Genomic DNA, 20,515 nt, shown 5'->3' with positions numbered 1-20,515 from the left:
CGGACCGGTCAGCGCGCGACGAGCCGCGCGGCCTCGACCGCCCAGTAGGTGAGCACCTGGCCGGCGCCCGCGCGGCGGATGGCGATCAGCGTCTCGAGGATGGCCCGCTCGCGGTCCACCCAGCCGTTGGCCGCGGCGGCCTCGACCATCGCGTACTCGCCGCTGACCTGGTAGGCGCTCACCGGCACGTCGACCGCCTCGGCCACCCGGGCCACGATGTCCAGGTAGGGGAGCGCGGGCTTGACCATCACCGCGTCGGCGCCCTCGGCGAGGTCCTGCCGGACCTCGCGCAGCGCCTCGTCGGCGTTCGGCGGGTCCATCTGGTAGCTCGCCCGGTCGCCGAACTGCGGCGCCCCCTCGGCGGCCTCGCGGAACGGGCCGTAGAAGCCGGAAGCGTACTTGGCCGCGTAGGCGAGGATCGGCACCTCGGTGAAGGCGGCGCTGTCCAGCCCGGCGCGGATCGCCGCCACCTGGCCGTCCATCATCCCGCTCGGCGCCACCAGGTGGGCCCCGGCCTGCGCCTGCGCGATCGCCACCGCCGCGTACCGGTCCAGCGTGGGGTCGTTGTCCACCACCCCGGCCGGCGTGACGACGCCGCAGTGCCCGTGGTCGGTGTACTCGCACAGGCAGAGGTCGGCCATGAGCACCAGCTCGTCGCCGAGGTCGGAGCGCAGCTGCTGCAGCGCCACGTTGACCACGCCGTCGGCGGCGTCGGCCTGGGAGCCGACCGGGTCCTTCTCCCCGGGGATGCCGAAGATCATCAGCCCGCCGATGCCGGCCTCGGCGGCCTCCTGCGCGGCCTTCCGCAGCGAGTCGGGCGTGTGCTGGACGACGCCGGGCATCGAGCTGATCGGGACCGGCGCGTCGATGCCCTGCTTGACGAAGACCGGCAGCACCAGGTCGGCCGGGGCCAGCCGGGTCTGCGCGGTCAGCCGCCGCAGCGCGGGCGTCGACCGCAGCCGGCGCCCGCGCGCGAAGCCCGGGTTCGCGCCACCCCGGTGGACGTCCGTCACCTGCCCTCGCCGTCCTCCGCCTCGCGCAGCGACAGGGCGTACTCGGCGAGCGCGTCGACCAGCGGGGCGACCGCGGCGGTCTCCGGCTGGACGTCCACGCGCAGGCCGAACTCCTGGGCGCTGGCCGCCGTCGCCGGGCCGATCACCGCGACGACGGTCTTGGCGTGCGGCTTGCCGGCGATGCCGACCAGGTTGCGCACCGTGCTCGACGAGGTGAAGCAGACGGCGTCGAAGCCGCCGCCCTTGATGGCCTCGCGCACCGACGCGGCCGGCGGCGCGGCGCGCACCGTGCGGTAGGCGGTGACGTCGTCGATCTCCCAGCCCCGCTCGACCAGCCCGGCCGCCAGCGTCTCGGTGGCGATGTCGGCGCGCGGCAGGAGGACGCGGTCGATCGGGTCGAAGACGTCGTCGTAGGGCGGGAAGTCGGCCAGCAGGCCCTGGCTGGACTGCTCGCCGGTCGGCACCAGCTCCGGCTGGATCCCGAAGGCGCGCACGGCCTCGGCCGTCTGCTCGCCGACGCAGGCGACCTTGACCCCGGCGAAGGCGCGGGCGTCGAGGCCGAGCTCCACGAACTTCTCGCGGACGGCCTTCACCGCGTTCACCGAGGTGAACACGATCCAGCCGTAGCGGCCGGTGACCAGGCCCTTGATGGCGCGGTCCATCTGAGCGGGGCTCCGCGGCGGCTCGACGGCGATCGTCGGCACCTCGACCGGCACCGCGCCGTAGGCCCGCAGCCGGTCGCTCATCTCGCCGGCCTGGTCCTTGGTGCGGGGCACCAGCACCCGCCAGCCGAACAGCGGGCGGCTCTCCCACCAGGACATGCGGGCCCGCTTGTCGACGGCGGTGCCGATGGTGGCCACCACGTGCCCGCTGAGCGGGTCGAGGCCGGCGGTCTTCTCCGCCACGGCCGCGAGCTTGGCGACGATGCTCTTCTGGCCGGTCCCGGAGCCGCCGGTCGTCACCACGACCGGGGTGCTGCCGGACAGGCCGCCCTCGACCAGCCGCACGGCGGCGTCCGGGAGCTCGTCGGCGGCCCCCTGCAGGACCAGCGTGCCGCCGGCCGCGGCGGCCGCGGCGGCCAGCGCGCTGACGTCGACGCCGCTGCGCAGGTCGGCGGTCACCGCGGTGCTGCCCAGCGCCACGCCGGCGAAGGCGGGCACGGCGGTGGCGGTGGCGACGCCGGGCACGACGTCGAAGGGGATCGAGGTGCGGCCGACGGCGAGCACCTCCTTGACCACCTCGTCGGAGGTGTAGGGGTCACCGGTCACCAGCCGGACGACCACCGAGCCGTTCTTGGCCGCCGCGACGGCGCCCTTGGCGACGTCGGCGGGCTCGCCGGACACCGGGGTCAGGTCGGCCCCCGGGTTCGTCTCGCGGACGGCGTCCTGGACGGCGGGCGGCACGTCGGGGTCGACGAGGACCACCGCTGCCTCGGCCAGCGCCGCGGTGGCGCGGGCGGTGAGCATGCCCGGGTCACCCGGACCGGCGCCGACGAACACGACCCGGCCGGACTGGCCTGCGGTCTTGCGCAAGCGCGTCATCGCGTGCTCCTGATCCTGGCCCGGGAGTCCCGGGCGTCTGTCATGGCCCGGTTCCGGGCCGTTGGTGGGGTCTGGGGGTGCGGTGCGGCGGCGGGAGCCGCCGGGGACCGCGCGGGCCCGGTCACTCCCGGGCCGCCATCAGCGCGGCGGCGCCGCGGTCGAGCAGCTCGGCGGCGAGCGAGCGGCCGAGCGCGGCGGCGTCGGCCAGCGGAGCGGTGAGCGAGCCGCGAACGGAGTCGCTGCCGTCGATGGCGGTGACCGAGGCACGCAGGTACAGCTCCGGTCCGTCCTCCCCCTCGGCGACCTCCGCGTAGGCGGCGACCGGCGCGCTGCAGCCGGCCTCGAGCGCGGCGAGCGTGGCCCGCTCGGCCACCACGCAGGCGCGGGTGGGGGTGTCCTCGAGCCGGCCCAGCAGCTCCCGCGTGCGGGCGTCGCTGGCGCGGCACTCCACGGCGAGGGCGCCCTGCGCCGGGGCCGGCAGCACCTGCAGCGGGTCGAGGGTCTCGGTGATCCGCTCCGTCCGGCCGATCCGGCTCAGCCCGGCGCGGGCCAGCACGACGGCGTCGAGGTCCCCCCGGCCGCCGGCCGCGCCGGCCACCCGGCCGAGCCGGGTGTCGACGTTGCCGCGGATCGGGACGATCTCCAGGCCGAGCCCGAGGGCGCGCAGCTGGGCGACCCGGCGGGGTGCGCCGGTGCCGATCCGCGACCCGGGCGGGAGCTCCCCGAGGGTGAGCCCGTCGCGGGCCGCGAGGGCGTCGCGCGGGTCCTCCCGCGGCGGGACGGCGGCGATGCTCAGGCCCGGCTCCGGCGCCGTCGGCAGGTCCTTGTAGCTGTGCACCGCCAGGTCGACCTCGCCGGCGAGCAGGGCCCGGCGGATCGCCGCGACGAACACGCCGGTGCTGCCCATCTGGGCGATCGTGGCCTGCGAGCGGTCGCCCTCGGTGCTGATCAGCACCAGCTCGACCGGCACGCCGGTGGCGGCGGTGAGGGCGTCGGCGACCGCCTGCGACTGGGTGCGGGCCAGGACGCTGGCCCGGGTGCCCAGCCGGAGCGGCGCGGCGGTGCCCTCGGTGGTCGTCGGCTGCACGTCGGTGGCGGTCATGCCGGGCCTCCCGGACGGTCGGGGTCGACGGTGACGGCCTCGGCCAGCCGGCCGGCGCCAGGGGTGACGTCGGCGTCGATGCCCAGCCCGAACAGCGCCCGCAGGGCGCCCGCGTAGTCCGTGCCGCCCGGGGTGGCGGCCAGCTCCTTCACCCGCACGGTCGGCTCGTGCAGCAGCTTGTCGACGACGCGGCGCACGGTGCGGGCGATCTCGGCGCGGGCACGCGCGTCCAGGTCGGGCAGCCGGCCCGCGAGCCGGAGCAGCTCGGCGTCGACGACCTCGGCGGCCTGGGTGCGCAGCGCGGAGACCGTCGGCCCGACCTCGGCGGCCTGGCGCTCGGCGCGCAGCAGCGCGGCCTCGGCCTCGATCATGGCGCGCGCGGTCGTGATGTCGTGAGCGGCGACCGGGCCGGGCCCGTCCTCGCCGTCGCGCCGCTCGCCCTGCAGCAGGGCGAGGTCGACGACGTGCACCCCGGGGAGGGCGGCCACGCCCGGGTCGACGTCCCGCGGCAGCGCCAGGTCGATGACGACGAGCGGCCGGTCGCCGCGGCCGGTCATCGCCGCGGCGACGACGTCGGTGGTGACGACCAGCCCGGTGGCGCCGGTGCAGGTGAGCAGCACGTCCGCGGCGGCCAGCTCGGCGGCCGTCCGGTCCAGCGGCGCGGGACGCCCGCCGACGGTCTCGGCGAGCCGGTGCGCGGAGGACTCGGTGCGGCTGCTGACGACGACGTCGGCGCCGCGGCGGGCCAGGGTGGTCGCGGCGAGCGCACCCATCGAGCCGGCGCCGATCACCAGCACCGGACGCCCGGCGAGGTCCCCGATGCGGGCCTCGGCCCGGTCCAGGGCGACCGACACCAGCGAGGCGCCGGCCCGGTCGATGCCGGTCTCGGAGTGCACCCGCTTGCCCACCCGGAGGGCGCGCTGCGCGACCGGGTGCAGCGCCCGACCGACGGTCCCCTCCTCGCGGGCCAGCGCGTAGGCCGCGCGCAGCTGGCCGAGCACCTGGGTCTCGCCCACGACCATGGAGTCCAGCCCCGCGGCCACCGTGAACAGGTGGGCGACCGCCTGGTCCTCGTAGTGCACGGTGACGTACGGGGAGAGCTCCTCCACCGTCGCCCCCGCCTGCCGGGCGAGCACCCGGCTGACGTCGGTGACGCCGCCGTGGAACCGCTCGACCTCGGCGAAGACCTCGACCCGGTTGCAGGTGGCGAGGACCAGCGCCTCGCTGACGTGGTCGCTGCCGACCAGCTCGTGCAGCGCCTTGACCCGGTCGTCGCCACCCATCGCGAACTGCTCGAGCAGCGCGACCGGTGCGGTCTGGTGGCTCACGCCCACGGCGAGGAGGCTCACGCCGACACCTCCCCCACGGTCGTGCGCTGCTGGCCGAGGAAGGCGAGCACCTGCAGCTCGACGGAGAGGTCGACCTGGCGGACGTCCACACCGGCCGGGGCCGACAGCGTCACGGGCGCGAAGTTCAAGATGCTCCTCACCCCGGCCGCGGAGAGCCGGTCGCAGACCTGCTGGGCGACGTCGGCCGGGGTCGCGATGACCCCGATGGAGGCCTGGGTGGCCGTCACGGTCGCCTCCAGGTCGGTGATGTCCTGCACGGTCAGCCCCCCGATGCGCCGCCCGACCCGGTCGGGCGCGGCGTCGAAGAGGCCGACGATCTCGAAGCCCCGGCTGCCGAAGCCCGCGTAGTCCGCGAGCGCGGTGCCGAGGTTCCCGATGCCGACCAGCACGCAGGCGCGGGACTGCTCGGCGCCCAGCACCCGGGCGATCCGCTCGCGCAGCGCGCGCACCTCGTAACCGACCCCGCGCACACCGCAGGACCCGAGGTGGGACAGGTCCTTGCGCAGGCCCGCCGGGTTGACGCCGGCCGCGGAGGCGAGCTCGCCGGAGGAGACGGTGGTCCGGCCGCCGTCAGCGAAGCTGGTCAGCACCCGTAGGTACACGGCCAGGCGGGCGACGGTGGCCTCCGGGATGGTCCGGGGCCGCGGCTGGATCACGGGGCACTCCACAGCGGTCGCACCCGAGGGCCCGGCGGGCGCCGGGGGCGGGGCTACGACATCGGGACGCGAGCAGCACGTGCTCGCGTCCGCCACGGTAACCGCTTGTGAACGCTGGAACAAAGTCGCCGGCCGGGCACCGCCCCGCTGACCTGGCCGGATCGGACGCCAGGTGTGGCGGAGACCACCGTAGCCGCCGCGGTGGATCCACCCGGACGGGGGGTCCGCTGCTCAGTCCAGGCCGAGGTCCCGCCGCAGGCGGGGGACGTCGAGCGTGAAGTAGGCGTGCTCGCGCCCGTCGAGCAGCAGCACCGGCACCCGGTCGCCGTACTCGGCCTGCAGCTCCGGATCGCCGTCGACGTCGACCTGCCGCGGCTCGAGCCCGGCCCGGGCGGCGATCGGCGCCAGCTGCTCGGCGGCGGTGAGGCAGAGGTGGCAGCCGTCACGCACCAGCAGCTGCAGCCGCGGCTGCTCACCCACCGGTGTGCTCCCCCGCGCCGGCGCTGACCGCGGCGTCGGTACCGGCCCCGTCCTCGTCGGCGTCGCTGAGCCCGAGCTCCCGCAGCCGGGCCCGGCTGACCTTGCCGGTCAGGGAGTGCGGCAGGGACGGGAGGAAGTGCACCGACCCGGGCACCTTGTAGCGGGCCAGGGACTGCGAAGCGTGCGCCTGGAGCTGCGCCACCGTGAGGCTCTCCCCCGGCGCCAGGACGACGACGGCGCGGACCGCCGCGCCCGTGCGCGGGTCGGGCACGCCGATGACCGCGCTCTCCACGACCGCCGGGTGCTGGTCGAGCACCCGCTCCACCTCGGCCGGGTAGACGTTGAAGCCGCTGACCAGGATCAGGTCGCTGCGTCGGTCGACCAGGTGCAGGTCGCCGTCGGCGTCGCGGTAGGCGAGGTCCCCGGTGCCCAGCCAGCCGTCGGCGTCGGGACCGTCGACGCCGTCGGGCCAGTAGCCGGAGAAGAGGTTGGGGCCGCGCACCCAGATCTCGCCGGGGCCCTCGTCGGAGTCGTCGGCGTCGTGGGTCCCGCCGGTCCCCCCGGCCTCCTCGTCGCCGCCGCCGGCGGCGGTCGGGTCCGCGCCGCTCGCGGCGGTGTCGCGCAGGGCCAGCTCCAGACCCGGGAGGGGGCCACCGATGCAGGCCGGCTTGGCCCGGCCGGTGGCCAGGGTGCTGGCCACCACGGGCGCCGCCTCGGTCAGGCCGTACCCCTCCCACACGGTGACCGCGGCCCGGTCGCGCATCGCCGTCCAGACCTCCTCGGGCAGCGGCGCGGCGCCGGCGGAGGCGATCCGGACCGCGGCGAAGCCCCGCCGCAGCTCGGCGTCGGGGTGGGCGGGGTCCTCGAGGTTGCCGGCGTCGGCCGCGGCGAGCCACGCCTGGTACATCGGCGGGGCGCCCGGCACGGTCGTGACCTGCTCCTCGGCCATGACCGCCAGGGACCCGCGCGGGTCGAAGGTCTCCAGCAGCACGGCGCACGCCCCGGTCGCGGCGACCAGGCCGAAGCCCGCGTTGAGGCCGTAGACGTGGAACAGCGGGAGCACCAGCAGCACCCGGTCGTCGGCCCGGACCGGCGGCGAGGCCATGGCCAGGCACTGCTCCTGGTTGGCGCGCAGCGCGCCGGAGGTGAGCATCGCACCGCGCGGGCGGCCGGTCGTTCCGCTGGTGTAGCAGAGGAAGGCCAGCGCCTCGGGGTCGTCGGCGACGCCCGTCGCCGGCCCGTCGCCCTCGGGCGGCCCGGGGCAGACCGGCACGCCGGCCAGCGGGTCGCGGTCGGCGGCGACCACGAGCAGCGAGGAGCCGGAGTCGGTGAGGACGTGCTCGAGCTCGGGATCGGTGTAGGCGGTGTTCACCGGGACGACGACCAGCCCCGCCCGGAGCGCGCCGAGCACCGCCCGCAGCCAGTCCAGCCCGTTGGGCAGCTGGACGGCGACCCGCTCGCCGGGGGACAGCCCGCGGTCGGCGTACCCGGCCGCGGCCCGGTCCACCGCCACGTCGAGCTCGCCCCAGGTGAGCCGCCGGTCGCCGGCCACCACCGCCGGAGCCCCGGGGTCGCGCTGCGCGGCCGCGCGGACCAGCGCGGCCAGCGAGGTGCCTGCCTCGGACACTGACATCTCCTGTCGTCGGTGCGGCGCAGCCGGGCGCCGCCGCGCGCTCGTGGATGCTTGCGGGCAGGCTGCCGTGGACGAGCTGGGCCGATGTTGTCACCATGGGCCCCGCGCCGCAGCCCGCCGCGCGCCCTTCTGGCGTGCGCGGGTGTTCGAGGACGGTCCAGGCACAGCGGGCCGACGAGGAGGTCGATCGCCCGCATGCCGCACCCGCTGGACGCCGGGCGCCCTGCCGGCGCGGCCGCCTGCCCCGGGCCCGGCCCGCTCCCGACCCCCTTCTCCCGGGCGAGCTCCGTGGCGCTGCCCCCGCCCACCCGCGCGCCGGTCGGCGACGCGCCGGGGGGCCGGCCGGAGGGGACCGCCGCGCTTCCTCCCGAGGTGGTCGCGGAGCTCGCGGCCCGAGCCGGTGCCACCGCGGCCGGGGACGTCGACGTCTGGGCGCTGGTCCACCGGGCCCAGGGCGGGGACGCCGAGGCGTTCGGCCGCCTCTACGACCACTACGTGCCACTGGTGCACCGCTACGCCTACCACCGCGTCGGCGACCGGGCCACGGCCGAGGACGTCACGAGCGAGACCTTCGTGCGGGCGCTGCGGCGGATCGACTCGCTGTCCTTCCAGGGCCGCGACGTGGGCGCCTGGCTGGTCACGATCGCCCGCAACATCATCCGGGACCAGGTGAAGAGCAGCCGGTTCCGGCTGGAGGTCGCGACCGCGGACATGCGCGACGCCGACCGGGCCACCGACGGCCCCGAGGACGCGGTGCTCCAGCACCTCACCAACGAGCAACTGCTCGCCTGCGTCCGGCGGCTGAGCAGCGAGCAGCAGGAGTGCATCGTGCTGCGCTTCCTGCACGGCCTGTCCGTGTCCGAGACCGCCGAGATCATGGGCAAGAAGGACGGCGCCGTCAAAGCGCTCCAGCACCGTGCGGTCCGGCGGCTGGCGGGCCTGCTCCCCGAGGGCCTCCGGTGACCCGGGCGCGCCGGGCCCGCGTAACCGGCCGGGCCGTCCCGTCGTTGGGCACGTCGCAGCGCGCTCCCGGCACGAGCGGGACGACGACGGGAGGTGGCAGGTGCTCCGGCACGACGACGGCTCGACGCTGACCGGCCCGCCGGCCGCACCCGGGCCCGAGGCCGCGCTCGTCGCCCGTCTCGAGCAGCTCTCGGCGCACCTGGACACCGGCCCGGACCCGCAGTACCGGGCACGGGCACGCGCCCGCCTGGTCGCGATGGCCGCGGTCCGCACCCCCGAGCCGGCTCCGCGCACGCTGCGCGACCGGCTGCTCGCGGCGCAGGCCGTCGACCGGCCGCCGTCGCGCTGGCGCGGGCGGATCACCGCCGCGCTGGCCGGCACGGCCGTGGCGGCCACGGGGCTGGCGGCGCTGGTCGCCGTAGCTGCCGGCGCGGAGCCGGGCGACGCGCTCTACGACCTCAAACGCGGCACCGAGCAGACCCAGCTCGCGCTGGCCGGCGACAGCCGCGGCCAGACCCTCCTGGAGCTGGCGGGCACCCGGCTCGAGGAGCTCGGGCTGATCACCGGCGAGGGGGACGCGACGCTGGTCGTGCGCACGCTCGCCACGATGGACCGGCACACCACCGAGGGGGCCGCCTGGCTCACCCGGCGGGCGGTCGGCACGCAGGACACCGGGCCACTGGAGGCGCTCGCCGGGTGGACCGCCGAGCAGTCCGCCGGCCTGACCGCCCTGGAGGCGGCGGTCCCGGCGGGCGCCGAGCTCGCCTTCGGGCGGTCGGCCGACCTGCTTGGGGCGCTGACCGTCCGCGCCGAGGGCCTGCAGGCCGCCCTGGGGTGCGCGACCGGCCTCGCCACGGCCGGGGACGACGCCCTGGGCCCGGTCCCCGGTCGCTGCCCGGCGGACTCCCCGGCCGAGGTGGCCGAGGCACCTGCACGGCCCGGCACGGATGTCGTCACGGACGCCGGGCCGGGCCTCCCGCCGTCGGCGGGGCCGGCCGACCCGGCGAGCCCGGCTGTCCCCGCGCCGTCATCGGCACCCGTCGGCACCCCGCCGAGCACTCCTCCCGGAACCGCACGGGTGCCCGGACCGGGCTCCGTCCCGACGGAGGTCCCGGTCCCGCGGCAGGACGGCGGCCTCCTGCCGCCGCTGCCCACCCTGCGGCTGCCCGGCGGCGCCGGGGCGACCGGGACGCCGCCGCCCCCGGTCGTGGCCGTCCCGCTGCCGGGGCCGGGCCGCGTCTGCCTGCCGCCGCCGGCCGCGATCGGGGACTGCTGACCGCGGTCTGGACGCGCCCACCGATCCGGCTAGGGTCGGGGCCGGGGCAGCAGCCCGCTCGTCCCCGGCGGATCGAGACGCACCGAGTCAGGGAGGTCGCCGTGCCGCGACTGCCGGTACGCGGACGCCGTGCCGCGCAGCCCACGGAGCGGTCCCCCGAGGAGACCCGCGCGCACGTCGCCGGCGCGGCGTCGGCGGCGGCCGCGGCGGTCGCCGCCCCCTCGGCCGCCGAGCCCGACCTCACCGGGGCGGCGTTCTTCGACGTCGACAACACGATGATGATGGGCGCGTCGCTGTTCTGGTTCGCCCGCGGCCTGGCGGCCCGGAAGTACTTCTCCAGCCGCGATCTCACCCGGTTCGTCTGGCAGCAGGCCAAGTTCCGCATCGCCGGCAACGAGAGCGCCGACGACATGCTCACCATCCGCGAGAACGCGCTGGCCTTCGTCGCCGGTCGCGAGGTCTCCGAGATCCAGCAGGCGGGCGAGGAGATCTACGACGAGCTGATGGCCGACCGGATCTGGTCGGGTACCCGGAGCCTCGCCCAGCAGCACCTCGACGCCGGGCAGCGGGTGTGGCTGGTGACGGCCACGCCGATCGAGCTGGCATCGATCATCGCCCAGCGGCTGGGCCTGACCGGCGCCCTGGGCACCGTCTCGGAGATCGTCGACGGCCGCTACACCGGCCGGCTGGTCGGCGAGCTGATGCACGGCCCGGCGAAGGCCGAGGCGGTCCTGGCGCTGGCGGAACGGGAGGGGCTGGACCTGTCCCGGTGCACCGCCTACAGCGACTCGGCCAACGACCTCCCGATGCTGTCCCTGACCGGGACGGCGGTGGCGGTGAACCCCGACACCGAGCTGCGCGCCGTCGCCCGCGCCCGCGGGTGGACCATCCGCGACTACCGCACCGGCCGGAAGGCGGCGAAGATCGGCGTCCCCACGGTCGCCGCGGCCGCCGTCTCGGGCGGCCTGGTGGGCGGCGCGCTCGCGCTGCGCCGGCGCAACAAGCTGCCCTGGTGGGCCGCCGAGCCGGAGGCCCCGACCGTCCGGCCCCGCACGGCGCTGCAGGCGCTCCAGGCCTTCCACGCCTTCCAGACGCAGGCGCTTCAGGCGCCGAAGACGCTCTTCCGGCGCAGCAGCAGCTGGTAGAGCGAGTGCTGGATGGTCTCCCGCACCTGATCGGTGAGGTTGAAGACCAGCATCGGGTCCTCTGCCGCGGCCGGGCCGTAGGAGGCGGTCTCGATCGGCTCCCCGAAGGCGATGAGCCACTTCGACGGCAGCGGCACGAGGCCCAGCGGGCCCAGCAGCGGGAACGTCGGCGTGATCGGGAAGTACGGCAGCCCCAGCAGCCGGGCGGCGGTCTTCGCGTTGCCGACCATCGGGTAGATCTCCTCGGCGCCCACGATCGCGCACGGGATGATCGGTGCCCCGGTGCGCAGGGCCGCCGACACGAAGCCGCCGCGGCCGAAGCGCTGGAGCGTGTAGCGCTCGCGGAACGGCTTCCCGATGCCTTTGAACCCCTCGGGGAAGACACCCACCAGCTCGCCCTCGGTGAGCAGCCGCTCGGCGTCCTCGTTGCAGGCCAGCGTGGCGCCGAGCTTGCGCGCCATGGCCCCGACCACCGGGATGTCGAACACCAGGTCCGCGCCGAGCAGGCGGAACCGGCGGGCGGCCGGGTGCTCGTCGTGCAGCGCGACGGTGGTCATGAGCGCGTCGATGGGCAGCGTGCCGGAGTGGTTGGCCACCACGAGGGCGCCGCTGTCGGCCGGCACGTTCTCCAGCCCGACGGTCTCCACGCGGAACCACTTGTGGAACAGCGGCCGCAGCGCGGGCAGCAGGACGTGGTCGGCCAGGTCGGGGTCGAAGCCGAACTCGTCGGTCCGGTAGTCGCCGGTCAGCCGGCGCTGCAGGAACTCCACCCCGCCGGTGAGCTGCTCCTCCCAGCCCGGCTGCGGGGCCGCGGGGACGAAGGGCTCGTCGTCGTCGGGGCGCAGCGGGATCACGCGGGCCTCAGGCATCGCGCACCGCCCGCAGGCCGGGCGGCGGAGGAGTCGGTCGCAGCCGCTGCTCCACGGCGTTCGCCGTGTCCCCGACCCGGCCGAGCACCGAGCGCAGCCCACCGGCGACGGTGCGGACGGCGCCCGGGTCGAGGACGGGGGGGACGGTGCGGGCGTAGTCGGCCAGGGCGGCCTCCGTGGAGTAGCGGGGTGTGTAGCCGAACTCGGTGCGCAGGACGGTGGTGTCCACGACCCGGCCGAAGTTCAGGAAGCGCATCTGCTCGGGCGAGTAGTCCACGAAGCCGAAGCGACGGGAGACCCGGCCGACCGAGCCCAGCGTCGGCGAGGGCAGCGGCAGCTGGATCCGGCCGAGCCTGCGGATGGCCTGCGAGAGCAGCAGGGTGCCCTGACCGCCCACGTTGACGGTGCCGACGAAGTCGCCGGTGCTGGCCCGGGTGAGCACGGCCAGGGCGTCGTCCTCGTGCAGCAGCTGCACGCGGGCGTCGTAGCCCAGCGCCGTCGGGACGACGGGCATGCGGAGGAAGCCGGTCAGCAGCGAGTCGATCCGCGGGCCGATGAAGTTGGTGAAGCGCAGCACCGCGACGTCGACCTCGGGACGGCGACGGGCGAAGGAGCGCACGTAGCCCTCGATGTCCACGCTGTCCTTGGCGAAGCCCCCCGAGGGGACCTGCCGGGCCTGCATGGCCTCGGTGAAGACCGCGGGGTCGCGCGAGGAGGCGCCGTACACGGCGCTGGTGGACTTCAGCACGAACCGGCGCACCGACGGCGTGCGCTGGCAGGCGGCCAGGAGCTGCATCGTGCCGATGACGTTGAGCTCCTTCATCGGCACCCGCCCGCCGGAGCCGGCGGGCGTGGAGCTGATGTTCATGTGCACGACGGTGTCGACCGACGCCGCCGCGATGACCTTGCCGATCAGCGGGTTGCGGATGTCGGCCCGCACGAACTCCGTGCGACCCAGCCGGCGGAGCATGGCCGGCGACGGCGGGACGGTGTCCACGCCGATGACCCGGCGGATGCGCGGGTCCGCTGCGAGCTCGGCCGCCAGCGCACCCCCCAGCCACCGGCTCACGCCGGTGACGAGGACGACCGCGGGCGGCACGAGCGTCAGCTCACTTCTTGTTACGACGCTGAACGCGCGTCTTCTTGAGCAGCTTGCGGTGCTTCTTCTTCGCCATCCGCTTGCGCCGCTTCTTGATGACCGAACCCACGTGGTGCTCCCGACGTCGACTAGAGATGATCAGCTCGAACGCGACAGCGGATCGTGCCCGGTGTCGCTCGACGACCGAGGGTACCCGAGCCACCCCGCGGCGATGCCACGGCGATGACACCGTCACCCTCCGGGCGGCACCGCGGCCACGTGCCGGCTCCTGTCGGGTGGAGCCGACCCGTCACTCCTCGCGGGAGCCTCCGGCCCCCACTCGTCGCGACGCTGCGAGCAGAGCGGGGCGCTTCTCTCAGGCGATGTCGGTGTAGGCGTCGCGCAGGTAGTCCTGGACCGCGCGCTCCGGCACGCGGAACGAGCGGCCGACGCGGACGGCCGAGAGCTCGCCGGCGTGGACGAGGCGGTACACGGTCATCTTGGAGACCCGCATCATCGAGGCGACCTCGGCGACGGTCAGGAAGGTGACGGCGGCGCGGGGGGCCGGGACGGCGGTGCGGCCGATCGGCATGGCGGCGGGGTGCTGGGCCGGAACGGGGCGGGCGAGCGTGGCGGCCATCGGGCGGCCCATCGGGCGGGGGACGGGCATCCCCGGACGGACGACGGTGGCGGCAGCGTGGCGCTGGGGCATGGTCATGTCTTCGTCTCCGGAACCTAGCTCGTGTCGTGGCGCCGGCTTCCCCACCGGCAACTGAACACGCACGCGCTGGTACTGAGAGTAAGGGGACTGACGTGACTGAAGCGATGGGTGAAACGAACAGGCGGACCGGTCCGTACTAGGCAGAACTACACCTATGCAACACGGTGCACACGCGTTCCGGCGCGTTTCGCGACACGGTGAGAGAACGGTGACGCTGCGTGGCACCACCGGACCCGGATGTGCACTAACGTGTTCGCCCGCTCACGCCGGGTGCCCGTCGACCTGTCGACACGGGAAGGCACCGGCACCGCGTCCCGCGCTGTCGACGTCAGGACTTGTCGACGCCGAGCTCCACCGACCGGGCGTGCGCCGCCTCGATGGCGGCCATCAGCGCCGCACGGACGCCGTGCTTCTCCAGCTCGCGGATCGCGGCGATGGTGGTACCGCCCGGGCTGGAGACCGCTTCCCGCAGCTGGACGGGGTGCTCCCCCGAATCGCGCATCATCACCGCGGCGCCCAGCGCGGTCTGCACGATGAGGTCCGCCGCCAGCGCTCGCGGGAGACCCAGCAGGATGCCCGCGTCGACCATCGCCTCGACGAGGTAGAAGAAGTACGCCGGTCCGCTGCCGGACAGCGCCGTGACGGCGTCCTGCTGCGACTCCGGCACCCGCCGCACCTTCCCGACGGCGGCCAGCAGCGCCTCGGCCTCGTCCAGGTGCTCCTCCCCCGCGTGCGCCCCGGCCGAGAGCACGCTCATGCCCTCGTCCACCAGCGCCGGCGTGTTCGGCATGACCCGCACCACCGGCACCCCGGCCGGCAGCGCCGCCTCGATCCGCCGCGTCGGCACCCCGGCCGCGACCGAGACCACCAGGTGCCCGTCGTCGACGTGGCCGGCGACCAGGGCGAGGAGCGTGTCGATGTCCTGCGGCTTCACCGCCAGCAGCAGCACCCGTGCCCGGGCGGCGGCGTCGGCCAGCTCCACCGCGGGGACGCCGTAGCGCTCGGTCAGCTCCGCCCCGCGCTCGGCGCTGCGCTCCACGACGAGGAGCCCGTCGGCCCCGCCGCGGCGGACCAGGCCGGACAGCAGCGCCTCGCCGATCTTCCCGCCCCCGATGACGGCCAGCCCGCGGCGGCCGGTGGCGGTCACGCCCGGGCTCCCGCGACGGGCACGAGCACGCGGACGGTGTGGCCGGCGGCCAGCAGGCGGTGCTGGTCCTCGGTCGGTTCTCCCCAGGGCATGACGTGCTCCCAGCTGTCGGGCGCGCGGCCGTTCCAGGCCGCGCGCTCACCGGTGATGGCGATCAGACGTGGATCGGTGGTGGCGACGGCCGGTTCGCCGTCCCCGGCCATCAGGACGTTCAGGCAGCGGACGAAGGCCAGCTCGGCCACCGCTCCCCGGCCGGCGACCAGGCGGACCCGTCCTCCGGCGAGGGCACGGCAGCGGTCCTCGGCCGACGGCTCGCCGGCCGGGACCACCACCCGGGCCCCGGGCAGCGCCCGCGCCACGGGGTCGACGACGCCGGGCGGTCCGGCGAGCGCGACGCCGAGGCCGCGGGCCACGAGCTCCTCCGCCGCACCCGTGTCCGCGGGCAGCGTCACCTCGCAGGCGGTGGGCGGCCCCGCGCCGAGCACCCGGGTGGCGAGCTCGACCGCGACGCCGGCGGACACGGCGCGGGAGAGGCCCAGCGCGACCAGCCGGCCGGCGGCGACCAGGTCGCCGGCGACGCGGACGGCGTCCTCCTGAGCCAGCCCGCCGCGCACGCGGCGGCCGGGCAGCCGGCGGGAACGCGGACGGACGGACACGCCCGAAACCGTAGTGCGCCGGGGTGTGCGCGGTCCGGGGGCCGGGTAGCGCCGCCCGCATGGCAGGAGAACTGGACGGGATGAGGGTGGCCGTGCTGGCCACCGACGGCGTGGAGCAGGTCGAGCTGGACCGGCCCTGGCAGGCCCTCGAGGAGGCCGGTGCCGAGCCGGAGCTGGTCTCGTTCGCCACCGGCACGATCACCGCCTACGAGCACATCGACAAGGGAGAGCGCCGCACGGTCGACACCGACCTGGGTTCGGCGGACCCCGACGACTACGCGGCCCTGGTGCTGCCCGGAGGCGTCATCAACGGCGACTTCGTGCGCGCCGACGCCGACGCCGTCACCTTCGTGAAGGCGTTCTTCGACGCCGGCAAGCCGGTGGCCGCCATCTGCCACGCGCCCTGGGTGCTGATCGAGGCCGGCGTGGTCCGCGGCCGGCGCATGACCTCGTGGCCCTCGCTGCAGACGGACCTCCGCAACGCCGGCGCGAACTGGGTGGACGAGGAGGTCGTCGTCGACGGCAACCTCGTCACCAGCCGCAAGCCCGACGACCTGGACGCCTTCGGCGCCGCGATCGTCGAGGAGTTCGCCGCCTCCCGCGAGGGGGAGCCGGCCGACGCCTGACCGCCGTCCCCGGCGGTCAGGAGGTGGCGAGGAGCGTGGCCGCCGGGGCGATGGTCAGCAGGGTGCCGGCGAAGACGAGGACGGCGAGCATGCGGGCACCCACGGGCTCGCTGCCCTGGCGCCGGCGCCACAGGTTCACCCCGGCCACCAGGCCGGTGACGGCGAGCGGCGCCAGGAAGACCGCCAGGTGCGGGATGATCTCCCACAGCACCATGGCGGCGAAGTAGATGCCCACGCCGGCCGCCAGGGCGATGACCAGCTCGCCGGCGAACCGGAGCCAGGCCAGCGCGCTCTCCCGCGGTGTGGTGTCCAGGTCGACGTCGTCGGCGCGCACCACCGGGATCGGCCCCGTGGAGGCGACCCCGCCACCGGCGGGCGCAGTCCGCGACGCCGCGCGGCCGGCCGAGCGCTGGGCCCCTGCCGCCGTCGCTGCCGCCGCCGTCGCCGCCGTCGCTCCGGAGGTCCCGGCGGCCTCGGCCGGCCGCCGCAGCGGCGGGTGCGGGACGCCGGGCTTGCGGTCGGGCCGCAGCCCCGGGATGGCGGCGGTCACCGGGTCCGGGGCGGTGCGCCTGGGCGACCGCCGCTCCCGCGCCGGCGCCGCCTCGGAGACCTGCAGGTCGCTGCTGCGCCGCCCGTAGCCGGCGCGGTCGGCGGCGGCCGCGTCGTCGGCACGCCGCTGGCGGATACCGGTGTCGTCGTCGTCGACGCGGCGCCTGCGGGCGGTCCGGGCCGCGGACTCGATGCCGGCCTCGCGCAGGATCTCGGCGAGCGACCGCCCTCCCGTGTCCGGGTTCCAGTCCGGTTCGGCCATCACGCCCCTCCCATCGAGTCCAGCCGCCGCAGGATGACTCCCTCGCGCAGCGCCCACGGACAGATCCGCACGCACGGTACGTCGAGCGCACGCAGAGTTGCGGCAGCGACAACAGCTCCAGCGGGAACCTGGTGCGCGCGGTCGGCCGAGACGCCCGGCAGCTCGGCCAGCGCCGCCGACTCGATGCGCGACACGAAGCCCACCAGCTGGCCCAGCCCGGTGGCGCTCAGCTCGCGGGGCACCCGCAGCCCGGCGGCGGACGGCGCGGCACCGGCGAGCCGGGCCACCGTGCGGAAGGTCTTGCTCGTGGCGGCCACCAGGTCGGGGGCGCCGACCGCGGCGATCTTCTTCGCGGCGGGCGCCAGCAGATCGGTGGCGTAGTCGGCGAGCTCCTCCAGGGCCGCGAGATCGGGGCGGCCCCCGTCCCGTGCCGCGGGCAGGAAGCGCCGGGTCATCCGCCCGGCACCGAGCGGCAGCGAGAGGGCGACCTCCGGGTCCTCGTCGATGCCGGCGGCGAGCTCCAGGGAACCGCCGCCGATGTCGAGGACCAGCAGCCGGCCGGCGCTCCAGCCGAACCAGCGCCGGACCGCGAGGAAGGTCAGCCGCGCCTCGTCCTCCCCGGTGAGCACCTGCATCTCCACGCCGGTGCGGTCCTGGACCCGCTCCAGCACCTCCAGGCCGTTGGCCGCCTCCCGGATCGCGGAGGTCACCAGCGCCATGAACTCGTCGCAGCCCAGCTTCTCCGCCCGGCGGCAGGCGTTCTGCACCGCGCTGAGCAGCGCCTTCTCCCCCGCCTTGGACAGCATGTCGTCCGGTCCCACGTGCTCGGCCAGCCGCAGCACCGACCGCTCGTCGTGCATCGGCGTGGGGTGCGCACCGCGATGGGCGTCCACCACCAGCAGGTGCACCGTGTTCGAACCGACGTCCAGCACACCGAGCCGCATGGGGCGATTCTGCCGGTCGACCTCGACCTAGGCTGGCCCGGTGCGGAACGAGCCCCCCGAGGAGGTCGGCCTCGACTTCTCCCGGGAGTGGGTGGAGTTCCCCGATCCCGAGGATCCCGAGCACCTCGTCCGGGCCGACCTGACCTGGCTGACGTCGGCCTGGACGTGCGTCTTCGGGCGCGGCTGCGCCGGTGTCGTGGCCGGCCGGCCCGACGACGGGTGCTGCAGCCACGGCGCCTTCTTCACCGACGAGGACGACCTGCTCCGGGTGACCGCCGCGGTCGCGGACCTGACCGACGAGGACTGGCAGCTGGCGCCCGCCGGACGCGGCGCCTGGACCGAGGAGGACGACGCCGACGACGCCGACGGCACCGAGGACGCCGATCCGGTGCGGTCGCTGCGCACCCGCGTCGTCGACGGGGCCTGCGTGTTCCTGAACCGGCCCGGGTTCGCCGGCGGCAGCGGCTGCGCCCTGCACCGCATGGCGGTGCGCACCGGGCTGCACCCGCTGACCACCAAGCCCGACGTCTGCTGGCAGCTCCCGGTGCGCCGGGAGCAGGAGCACGTCGACCGCCCCGACGGCACCCGCGTGCTCGTCTCGACCATCGGCGAGTTCGACCGCCGCGGCTGGGGGCCGGGCGGGCACGACCTGCACTGGTGGTGCACCGGATCGCCGACGGCGCACGTCTCCCCCGAGCCGCTGGTGCTCACCTACGCCGCCGAGCTCACCGCGCTGCTCGGCGCCGCGGCGTACGCGGAGCTACGCCGGCTGACCGAGGCCCGTCTCGACCAGGGTCTCGTCGCCCCCCACCCGGCCAGCCCGCGGCCGGTGCCGGTCGAGCTGCACCGGCGGCGTCCCGGGGGGTGAGGCCGCGCCCGACCGGAAGGTCTGCCGGTAGGCGCGCGGCGAGACACCGCGCCGGCGGCCGAACTGCTCGCGCAGCCCGGCGGCGGCCCCGAACCCGACCAGCCGGGCGATCTCCTCGATGGAGGCGTCGCTGTTCTCCAGCAGTTCCTCGGCCGCGGCCAGGCGCTGGCCCAGCAGCCAGGCATGCGGCGTCGTGCCCGTGGTCGCCTTGAACCGGCGGGCGAAGCTCCGGGAGCTCATCAGGGCGCGGCGGGCCAGGTCGTCGACGCTGATGTCCTCGGCCAGGTGGGCGGCGGCCCAGTCCAGGACGACGCCCAGCAGGTCGTCCCGGCAGGCGGGCACGGGCGCGTCGATGAACTGCGCCTGGCCGCCGTCGCGGTGCGGCGGGACCACCATCTCCCGGGCGAGCGCGTTCGCCGCGCCGGCCCCCCACTCGCGCCGCACGAAGTGCAGCAGGGTGTCCACGCCGGCGGCCGTCCCGGCACCGGTGATGACCTGCCCGTTGTCGACGTAGAGGACCGACGGGTCGACGGTCACCGACGGGAACCGGGTGGCCAGCTCGCCGGCGTACTTCCAGTGCGTGGTGACCCGCTTGCCGTCGAGCAGCCCCGCCGCGGCGAGCACGAAGGCGCCGGTGCAGTGGCTGATGATCGTGGCGCCCCGGGCGTGCGCCGTCCGGAACGCGTCGAGCAGGGCGGGCGAGGGAACGCGGTCGAACAGCTCCCACGCGGTGATGGAGACGATGTCGGAGTGCGCCAGGCGCTCCAGCCCGTGCTCGACGGTGATCGGGATGCCGGTGTCGGTGCGCAGGACGCCCGGCGCCTCCGTCACCAGGCCGAAGTCGAACAGCGGCAGGCCCATGTGCCGGCGGTCGTAGCCGAACACCTCGCAGGAGACGCCGAGACCGAAGCTGCCGACGAGGCCGTCGGCGACGACGACGCTGACCACGAGCGGACGACCGGGGAGAGCCATGCCGACATCATGGCAGGAACACTGCGATCGCGGTCACTTCTGCCACTCGTCGGAGCCGGCCGCCGCCGCCAGGCTGGGCCCATGCTGTGGATCACCTGCCCCGTCACCCGCTCCGACGAGCTGGTCGCCGACCGGCGGATCCGGTCGGTCACCAACCACCCGACGCACATCGCGCTGCACGTCGCCTGCCCCGCCTGCGGGGAGGTGCACGTCTACCGGACCGGGCGGCGCTGGGACGCGAGCCGAGCAGCCCGCACCGCGGACGCCGCCCGACAGGCACGACAGCCCGCCCACGCCTAGCATCGAACACATGAGCGAAGCCAACTCCGCCGACCAGACCACCGAGAAGGACCCCGACACCTGGGTCACCGGCGACGAGCCGGCCACCGGGGCGCAGAAGAGCTACCTGGAGACCCTCGCCCGGGGCACCGACGAGGAGATCCCCGAGGACCTCTCCAAGGCCGACGCGTCGAAGAAGATCGACGACCTCAGGAACGACTGAAGGGCCTGTCGTCAGGCCTCGTCCATGGGCCTGACTCCACGCCCCGGTCCGCTCCTCGCTCGTTCCTCGCTGCGATGCTCCCGGGGCTGTCGTCAGGCCTCGTCCATGGGCCTGACTCCACGCCCCGGTCCGCTCCTCGCTCGTTCCTCGCTGCGATGCTCCC

The 20,515-nt window shown here is 75.8% G+C and carries 23 protein-coding genes; 7 read left to right on the top strand and 16 right to left on the bottom strand.

Features of this window, described 5'->3' with window-relative positions:
* Positions 1 to 8 precede the first annotated feature (8 nt).
* The 7 genes from hemB to O2W17_RS12315 all read right to left on the bottom strand — a co-directional run bounded on the left by hemB (position 9) and on the right by O2W17_RS12315 (position 7,768).
* Entirely contained in the window at positions 9 to 1,013 is a 1,005-nt protein-coding gene (hemB, locus tag O2W17_RS12345) for a porphobilinogen synthase (protein ID WP_269192735.1), read from the bottom strand.
* Positions 1,010 to 2,554 (bottom strand): uroporphyrinogen-III synthase, encoded by a 1,545-nt coding sequence (locus O2W17_RS12340; RefSeq protein WP_269192734.1) that lies wholly within the window; start codon positions 2,552 to 2,554, stop codon positions 1,010 to 1,012. The genes hemB and O2W17_RS12340 overlap by 4 nt, the downstream gene beginning before the upstream one ends.
* A gap of 121 nt (positions 2,555 to 2,675) precedes the next feature.
* Positions 2,676 to 3,656, bottom strand: a complete 981-nt coding sequence (hemC, locus tag O2W17_RS12335) for a hydroxymethylbilane synthase (protein WP_269192733.1) — start codon at positions 3,654 to 3,656, stop codon at positions 2,676 to 2,678.
* Positions 3,653 to 5,005, bottom strand: coding sequence for a glutamyl-tRNA reductase (locus O2W17_RS12330; RefSeq protein ID WP_269192732.1), 1,353 nt, complete (start codon positions 5,003 to 5,005; stop codon positions 3,653 to 3,655). Before O2W17_RS12330 ends, hemC begins: the two co-directional genes overlap by 4 nt.
* Positions 5,002 to 5,661, bottom strand: a complete 660-nt coding sequence (locus tag O2W17_RS12325; RefSeq protein ID WP_269192731.1) for a redox-sensing transcriptional repressor Rex — start codon at positions 5,659 to 5,661, stop codon at positions 5,002 to 5,004. Before O2W17_RS12325 ends, O2W17_RS12330 begins: the two co-directional genes overlap by 4 nt.
* A gap of 231 nt (positions 5,662 to 5,892) precedes the next feature.
* On the bottom strand, positions 5,893 to 6,141 hold the full coding sequence (locus O2W17_RS12320) for a glutaredoxin family protein (protein WP_269192730.1): 249 nt from the start codon (positions 6,139 to 6,141) through the stop codon (positions 5,893 to 5,895).
* Positions 6,134 to 7,768, bottom strand: a complete 1,635-nt coding sequence (locus tag O2W17_RS12315; protein ID WP_269192729.1) for an AMP-binding protein — start codon at positions 7,766 to 7,768, stop codon at positions 6,134 to 6,136. Before O2W17_RS12315 ends, O2W17_RS12320 begins: the two co-directional genes overlap by 8 nt.
* 201 nt (positions 7,769 to 7,969) lie before the next feature.
* Here O2W17_RS12315 and O2W17_RS12310 point away from each other — a divergent pair, with 201 nt between their 5' ends.
* From O2W17_RS12310 to O2W17_RS12300, 3 genes are all read left to right on the top strand, one after another.
* Positions 7,970 to 8,737 (top strand): sigma-70 family RNA polymerase sigma factor, encoded by a 768-nt coding sequence (locus O2W17_RS12310; RefSeq protein WP_269192728.1) that lies wholly within the window; start codon positions 7,970 to 7,972, stop codon positions 8,735 to 8,737.
* 100 nt (positions 8,738 to 8,837) lie between these two features.
* Positions 8,838 to 10,013, top strand: coding sequence for a DUF5667 domain-containing protein (locus O2W17_RS12305; protein ID WP_269192727.1), 1,176 nt, complete (start codon positions 8,838 to 8,840; stop codon positions 10,011 to 10,013).
* A gap of 101 nt (positions 10,014 to 10,114) precedes the next feature.
* Positions 10,115 to 11,158, top strand: a complete 1,044-nt coding sequence (locus O2W17_RS12300) for an HAD family hydrolase (protein ID WP_269192726.1) — start codon at positions 10,115 to 10,117, stop codon at positions 11,156 to 11,158.
* Here the strand turns inward: O2W17_RS12300 and O2W17_RS12295 are convergent.
* The 6 genes from O2W17_RS12295 to O2W17_RS12270 form a co-directional block, all read right to left on the bottom strand.
* Entirely contained in the window at positions 11,116 to 12,027 is a 912-nt protein-coding gene (locus O2W17_RS12295; RefSeq protein ID WP_269192725.1) for a lysophospholipid acyltransferase family protein, read from the bottom strand. The genes O2W17_RS12300 and O2W17_RS12295 overlap by 43 nt on opposite strands.
* Positions 12,020 to 13,126 (bottom strand): NAD-dependent epimerase/dehydratase family protein, encoded by a 1,107-nt coding sequence (locus tag O2W17_RS12290; RefSeq protein ID WP_269192724.1) that lies wholly within the window; start codon positions 13,124 to 13,126, stop codon positions 12,020 to 12,022. The genes O2W17_RS12295 and O2W17_RS12290 overlap by 8 nt, the downstream gene beginning before the upstream one ends.
* A gap of 10 nt (positions 13,127 to 13,136) precedes the next feature.
* Positions 13,137 to 13,235, bottom strand: a complete 99-nt coding sequence (locus O2W17_RS12285) for a 30S ribosomal protein bS22 (RefSeq protein ID WP_012854759.1) — start codon at positions 13,233 to 13,235, stop codon at positions 13,137 to 13,139.
* A 246-nt stretch (positions 13,236 to 13,481) separates the two neighbouring features.
* Positions 13,482 to 13,823: a helix-turn-helix domain-containing protein gene (locus tag O2W17_RS12280; protein ID WP_269192723.1), complete on the bottom strand. Its 342-nt coding sequence runs from the start codon at positions 13,821 to 13,823 to the stop codon at positions 13,482 to 13,484.
* Positions 13,824 to 14,154: 331 nt separating this feature from the next.
* The gene (proC, locus tag O2W17_RS12275; RefSeq protein WP_269192722.1) at positions 14,155 to 14,973 is read right to left on the bottom strand and encodes a pyrroline-5-carboxylate reductase; all 819 of its coding nucleotides are present in this window, start codon (positions 14,971 to 14,973) and stop codon (positions 14,155 to 14,157) included.
* Entirely contained in the window at positions 14,970 to 15,629 is a 660-nt protein-coding gene (locus O2W17_RS12270; RefSeq protein WP_269192721.1) for a hypothetical protein, read from the bottom strand. Before O2W17_RS12270 ends, proC begins: the two co-directional genes overlap by 4 nt.
* A 59-nt stretch (positions 15,630 to 15,688) precedes the next feature.
* On the opposite strand from O2W17_RS12270, the gene O2W17_RS12265 reads away from it, so the two are divergent.
* Positions 15,689 to 16,255, top strand: coding sequence for a type 1 glutamine amidotransferase domain-containing protein (locus tag O2W17_RS12265; protein ID WP_269192720.1), 567 nt, complete (start codon positions 15,689 to 15,691; stop codon positions 16,253 to 16,255).
* Between the two features lie 16 nt (positions 16,256 to 16,271).
* Here O2W17_RS12265 and O2W17_RS12260 read toward each other — a convergent pair whose 3' ends face one another.
* Both O2W17_RS12260 and O2W17_RS12255 read right to left on the bottom strand, forming a co-directional pair.
* Positions 16,272 to 17,066 carry a hypothetical protein gene (locus O2W17_RS12260; RefSeq protein WP_269192719.1) on the bottom strand — a complete coding sequence of 265 codons (795 nt, stop codon included), beginning with the start codon at positions 17,064 to 17,066 and terminating at the stop codon, positions 16,272 to 16,274.
* Positions 17,066 to 18,010 (bottom strand): Ppx/GppA phosphatase family protein, encoded by a 945-nt coding sequence (locus O2W17_RS12255; RefSeq protein WP_269192718.1) that lies wholly within the window; start codon positions 18,008 to 18,010, stop codon positions 17,066 to 17,068. Before O2W17_RS12255 ends, O2W17_RS12260 begins: the two co-directional genes overlap by 1 nt.
* 40 nt (positions 18,011 to 18,050) lie before the next feature.
* Here O2W17_RS12255 and O2W17_RS12250 point away from each other — a divergent pair, with 40 nt between their 5' ends.
* Entirely contained in the window at positions 18,051 to 18,878 is an 828-nt protein-coding gene (locus tag O2W17_RS12250; RefSeq protein ID WP_269192717.1) for a hypothetical protein, read from the top strand.
* Here the strand turns inward: O2W17_RS12250 and O2W17_RS12245 are convergent.
* Positions 18,771 to 19,850: a helix-turn-helix domain-containing protein gene (locus tag O2W17_RS12245; protein ID WP_269192716.1), complete on the bottom strand. Its 1,080-nt coding sequence runs from the start codon at positions 19,848 to 19,850 to the stop codon at positions 18,771 to 18,773. The genes O2W17_RS12250 and O2W17_RS12245 overlap by 108 nt on opposite strands.
* 81 nt (positions 19,851 to 19,931) lie before the next feature.
* Here O2W17_RS12245 and O2W17_RS12240 point away from each other — a divergent pair, with 81 nt between their 5' ends.
* Together O2W17_RS12240 and O2W17_RS12235 are read left to right on the top strand one after the other, a co-directional pair.
* Positions 19,932 to 20,150: a hypothetical protein gene (locus O2W17_RS12240; RefSeq protein ID WP_269192715.1), complete on the top strand. Its 219-nt coding sequence runs from the start codon at positions 19,932 to 19,934 to the stop codon at positions 20,148 to 20,150.
* A gap of 10 nt (positions 20,151 to 20,160) precedes the next feature.
* Positions 20,161 to 20,352 carry a DUF3072 domain-containing protein gene (locus O2W17_RS12235; RefSeq protein ID WP_269192714.1) on the top strand — a complete coding sequence of 64 codons (192 nt, stop codon included), beginning with the start codon at positions 20,161 to 20,163 and terminating at the stop codon, positions 20,350 to 20,352.
* Positions 20,353 to 20,515 lie beyond the last annotated feature (163 nt).

This window comes from Blastococcus sp. VKM Ac-2987, assembly GCF_026967805.1.
Lineage (GTDB): Bacteria > Actinomycetota > Actinomycetes > Mycobacteriales > Geodermatophilaceae > Blastococcus.
This window is presented reverse-complemented; position numbering and strand designations above follow the sequence as displayed.

Coding starts and splice junctions, on each gene's coding strand:
- O2W17_RS12340 (WP_269192734.1), bottom strand. CDS start 2,554: ATGACGCGCTTGCGCAAGACCGCAGGCCAGTCCGGCCGGGTCGTGTTC.
- hemC (WP_269192733.1), bottom strand. CDS start 3,656: ATGACCGCCACCGACGTGCAGCCGACGACCACCGAGGGCACCGCCGCG.
- O2W17_RS12310 (WP_269192728.1), top strand. CDS start 7,970: ATGCCGCACCCGCTGGACGCCGGGCGCCCTGCCGGCGCGGCCGCCTGC.
- O2W17_RS12295 (WP_269192725.1), bottom strand. CDS start 12,027: ATGCCTGAGGCCCGCGTGATCCCGCTGCGCCCCGACGACGACGAGCCC.
- O2W17_RS12280 (WP_269192723.1), bottom strand. CDS start 13,823: ATGACCATGCCCCAGCGCCACGCTGCCGCCACCGTCGTCCGTCCGGGG.
- O2W17_RS12265 (WP_269192720.1), top strand. CDS start 15,689: ATGGCAGGAGAACTGGACGGGATGAGGGTGGCCGTGCTGGCCACCGAC.
- O2W17_RS12260 (WP_269192719.1), bottom strand. CDS start 17,066: ATGGCCGAACCGGACTGGAACCCGGACACGGGAGGGCGGTCGCTCGCC.
- O2W17_RS12255 (WP_269192718.1), bottom strand. CDS start 18,010: ATGCGGCTCGGTGTGCTGGACGTCGGTTCGAACACGGTGCACCTGCTG.
- O2W17_RS12245 (WP_269192716.1), bottom strand. CDS start 19,850: ATGGCTCTCCCCGGTCGTCCGCTCGTGGTCAGCGTCGTCGTCGCCGAC.
- O2W17_RS12240 (WP_269192715.1), top strand. CDS start 19,932: ATGCTGTGGATCACCTGCCCCGTCACCCGCTCCGACGAGCTGGTCGCC.
- O2W17_RS12235 (WP_269192714.1), top strand. CDS start 20,161: ATGAGCGAAGCCAACTCCGCCGACCAGACCACCGAGAAGGACCCCGAC.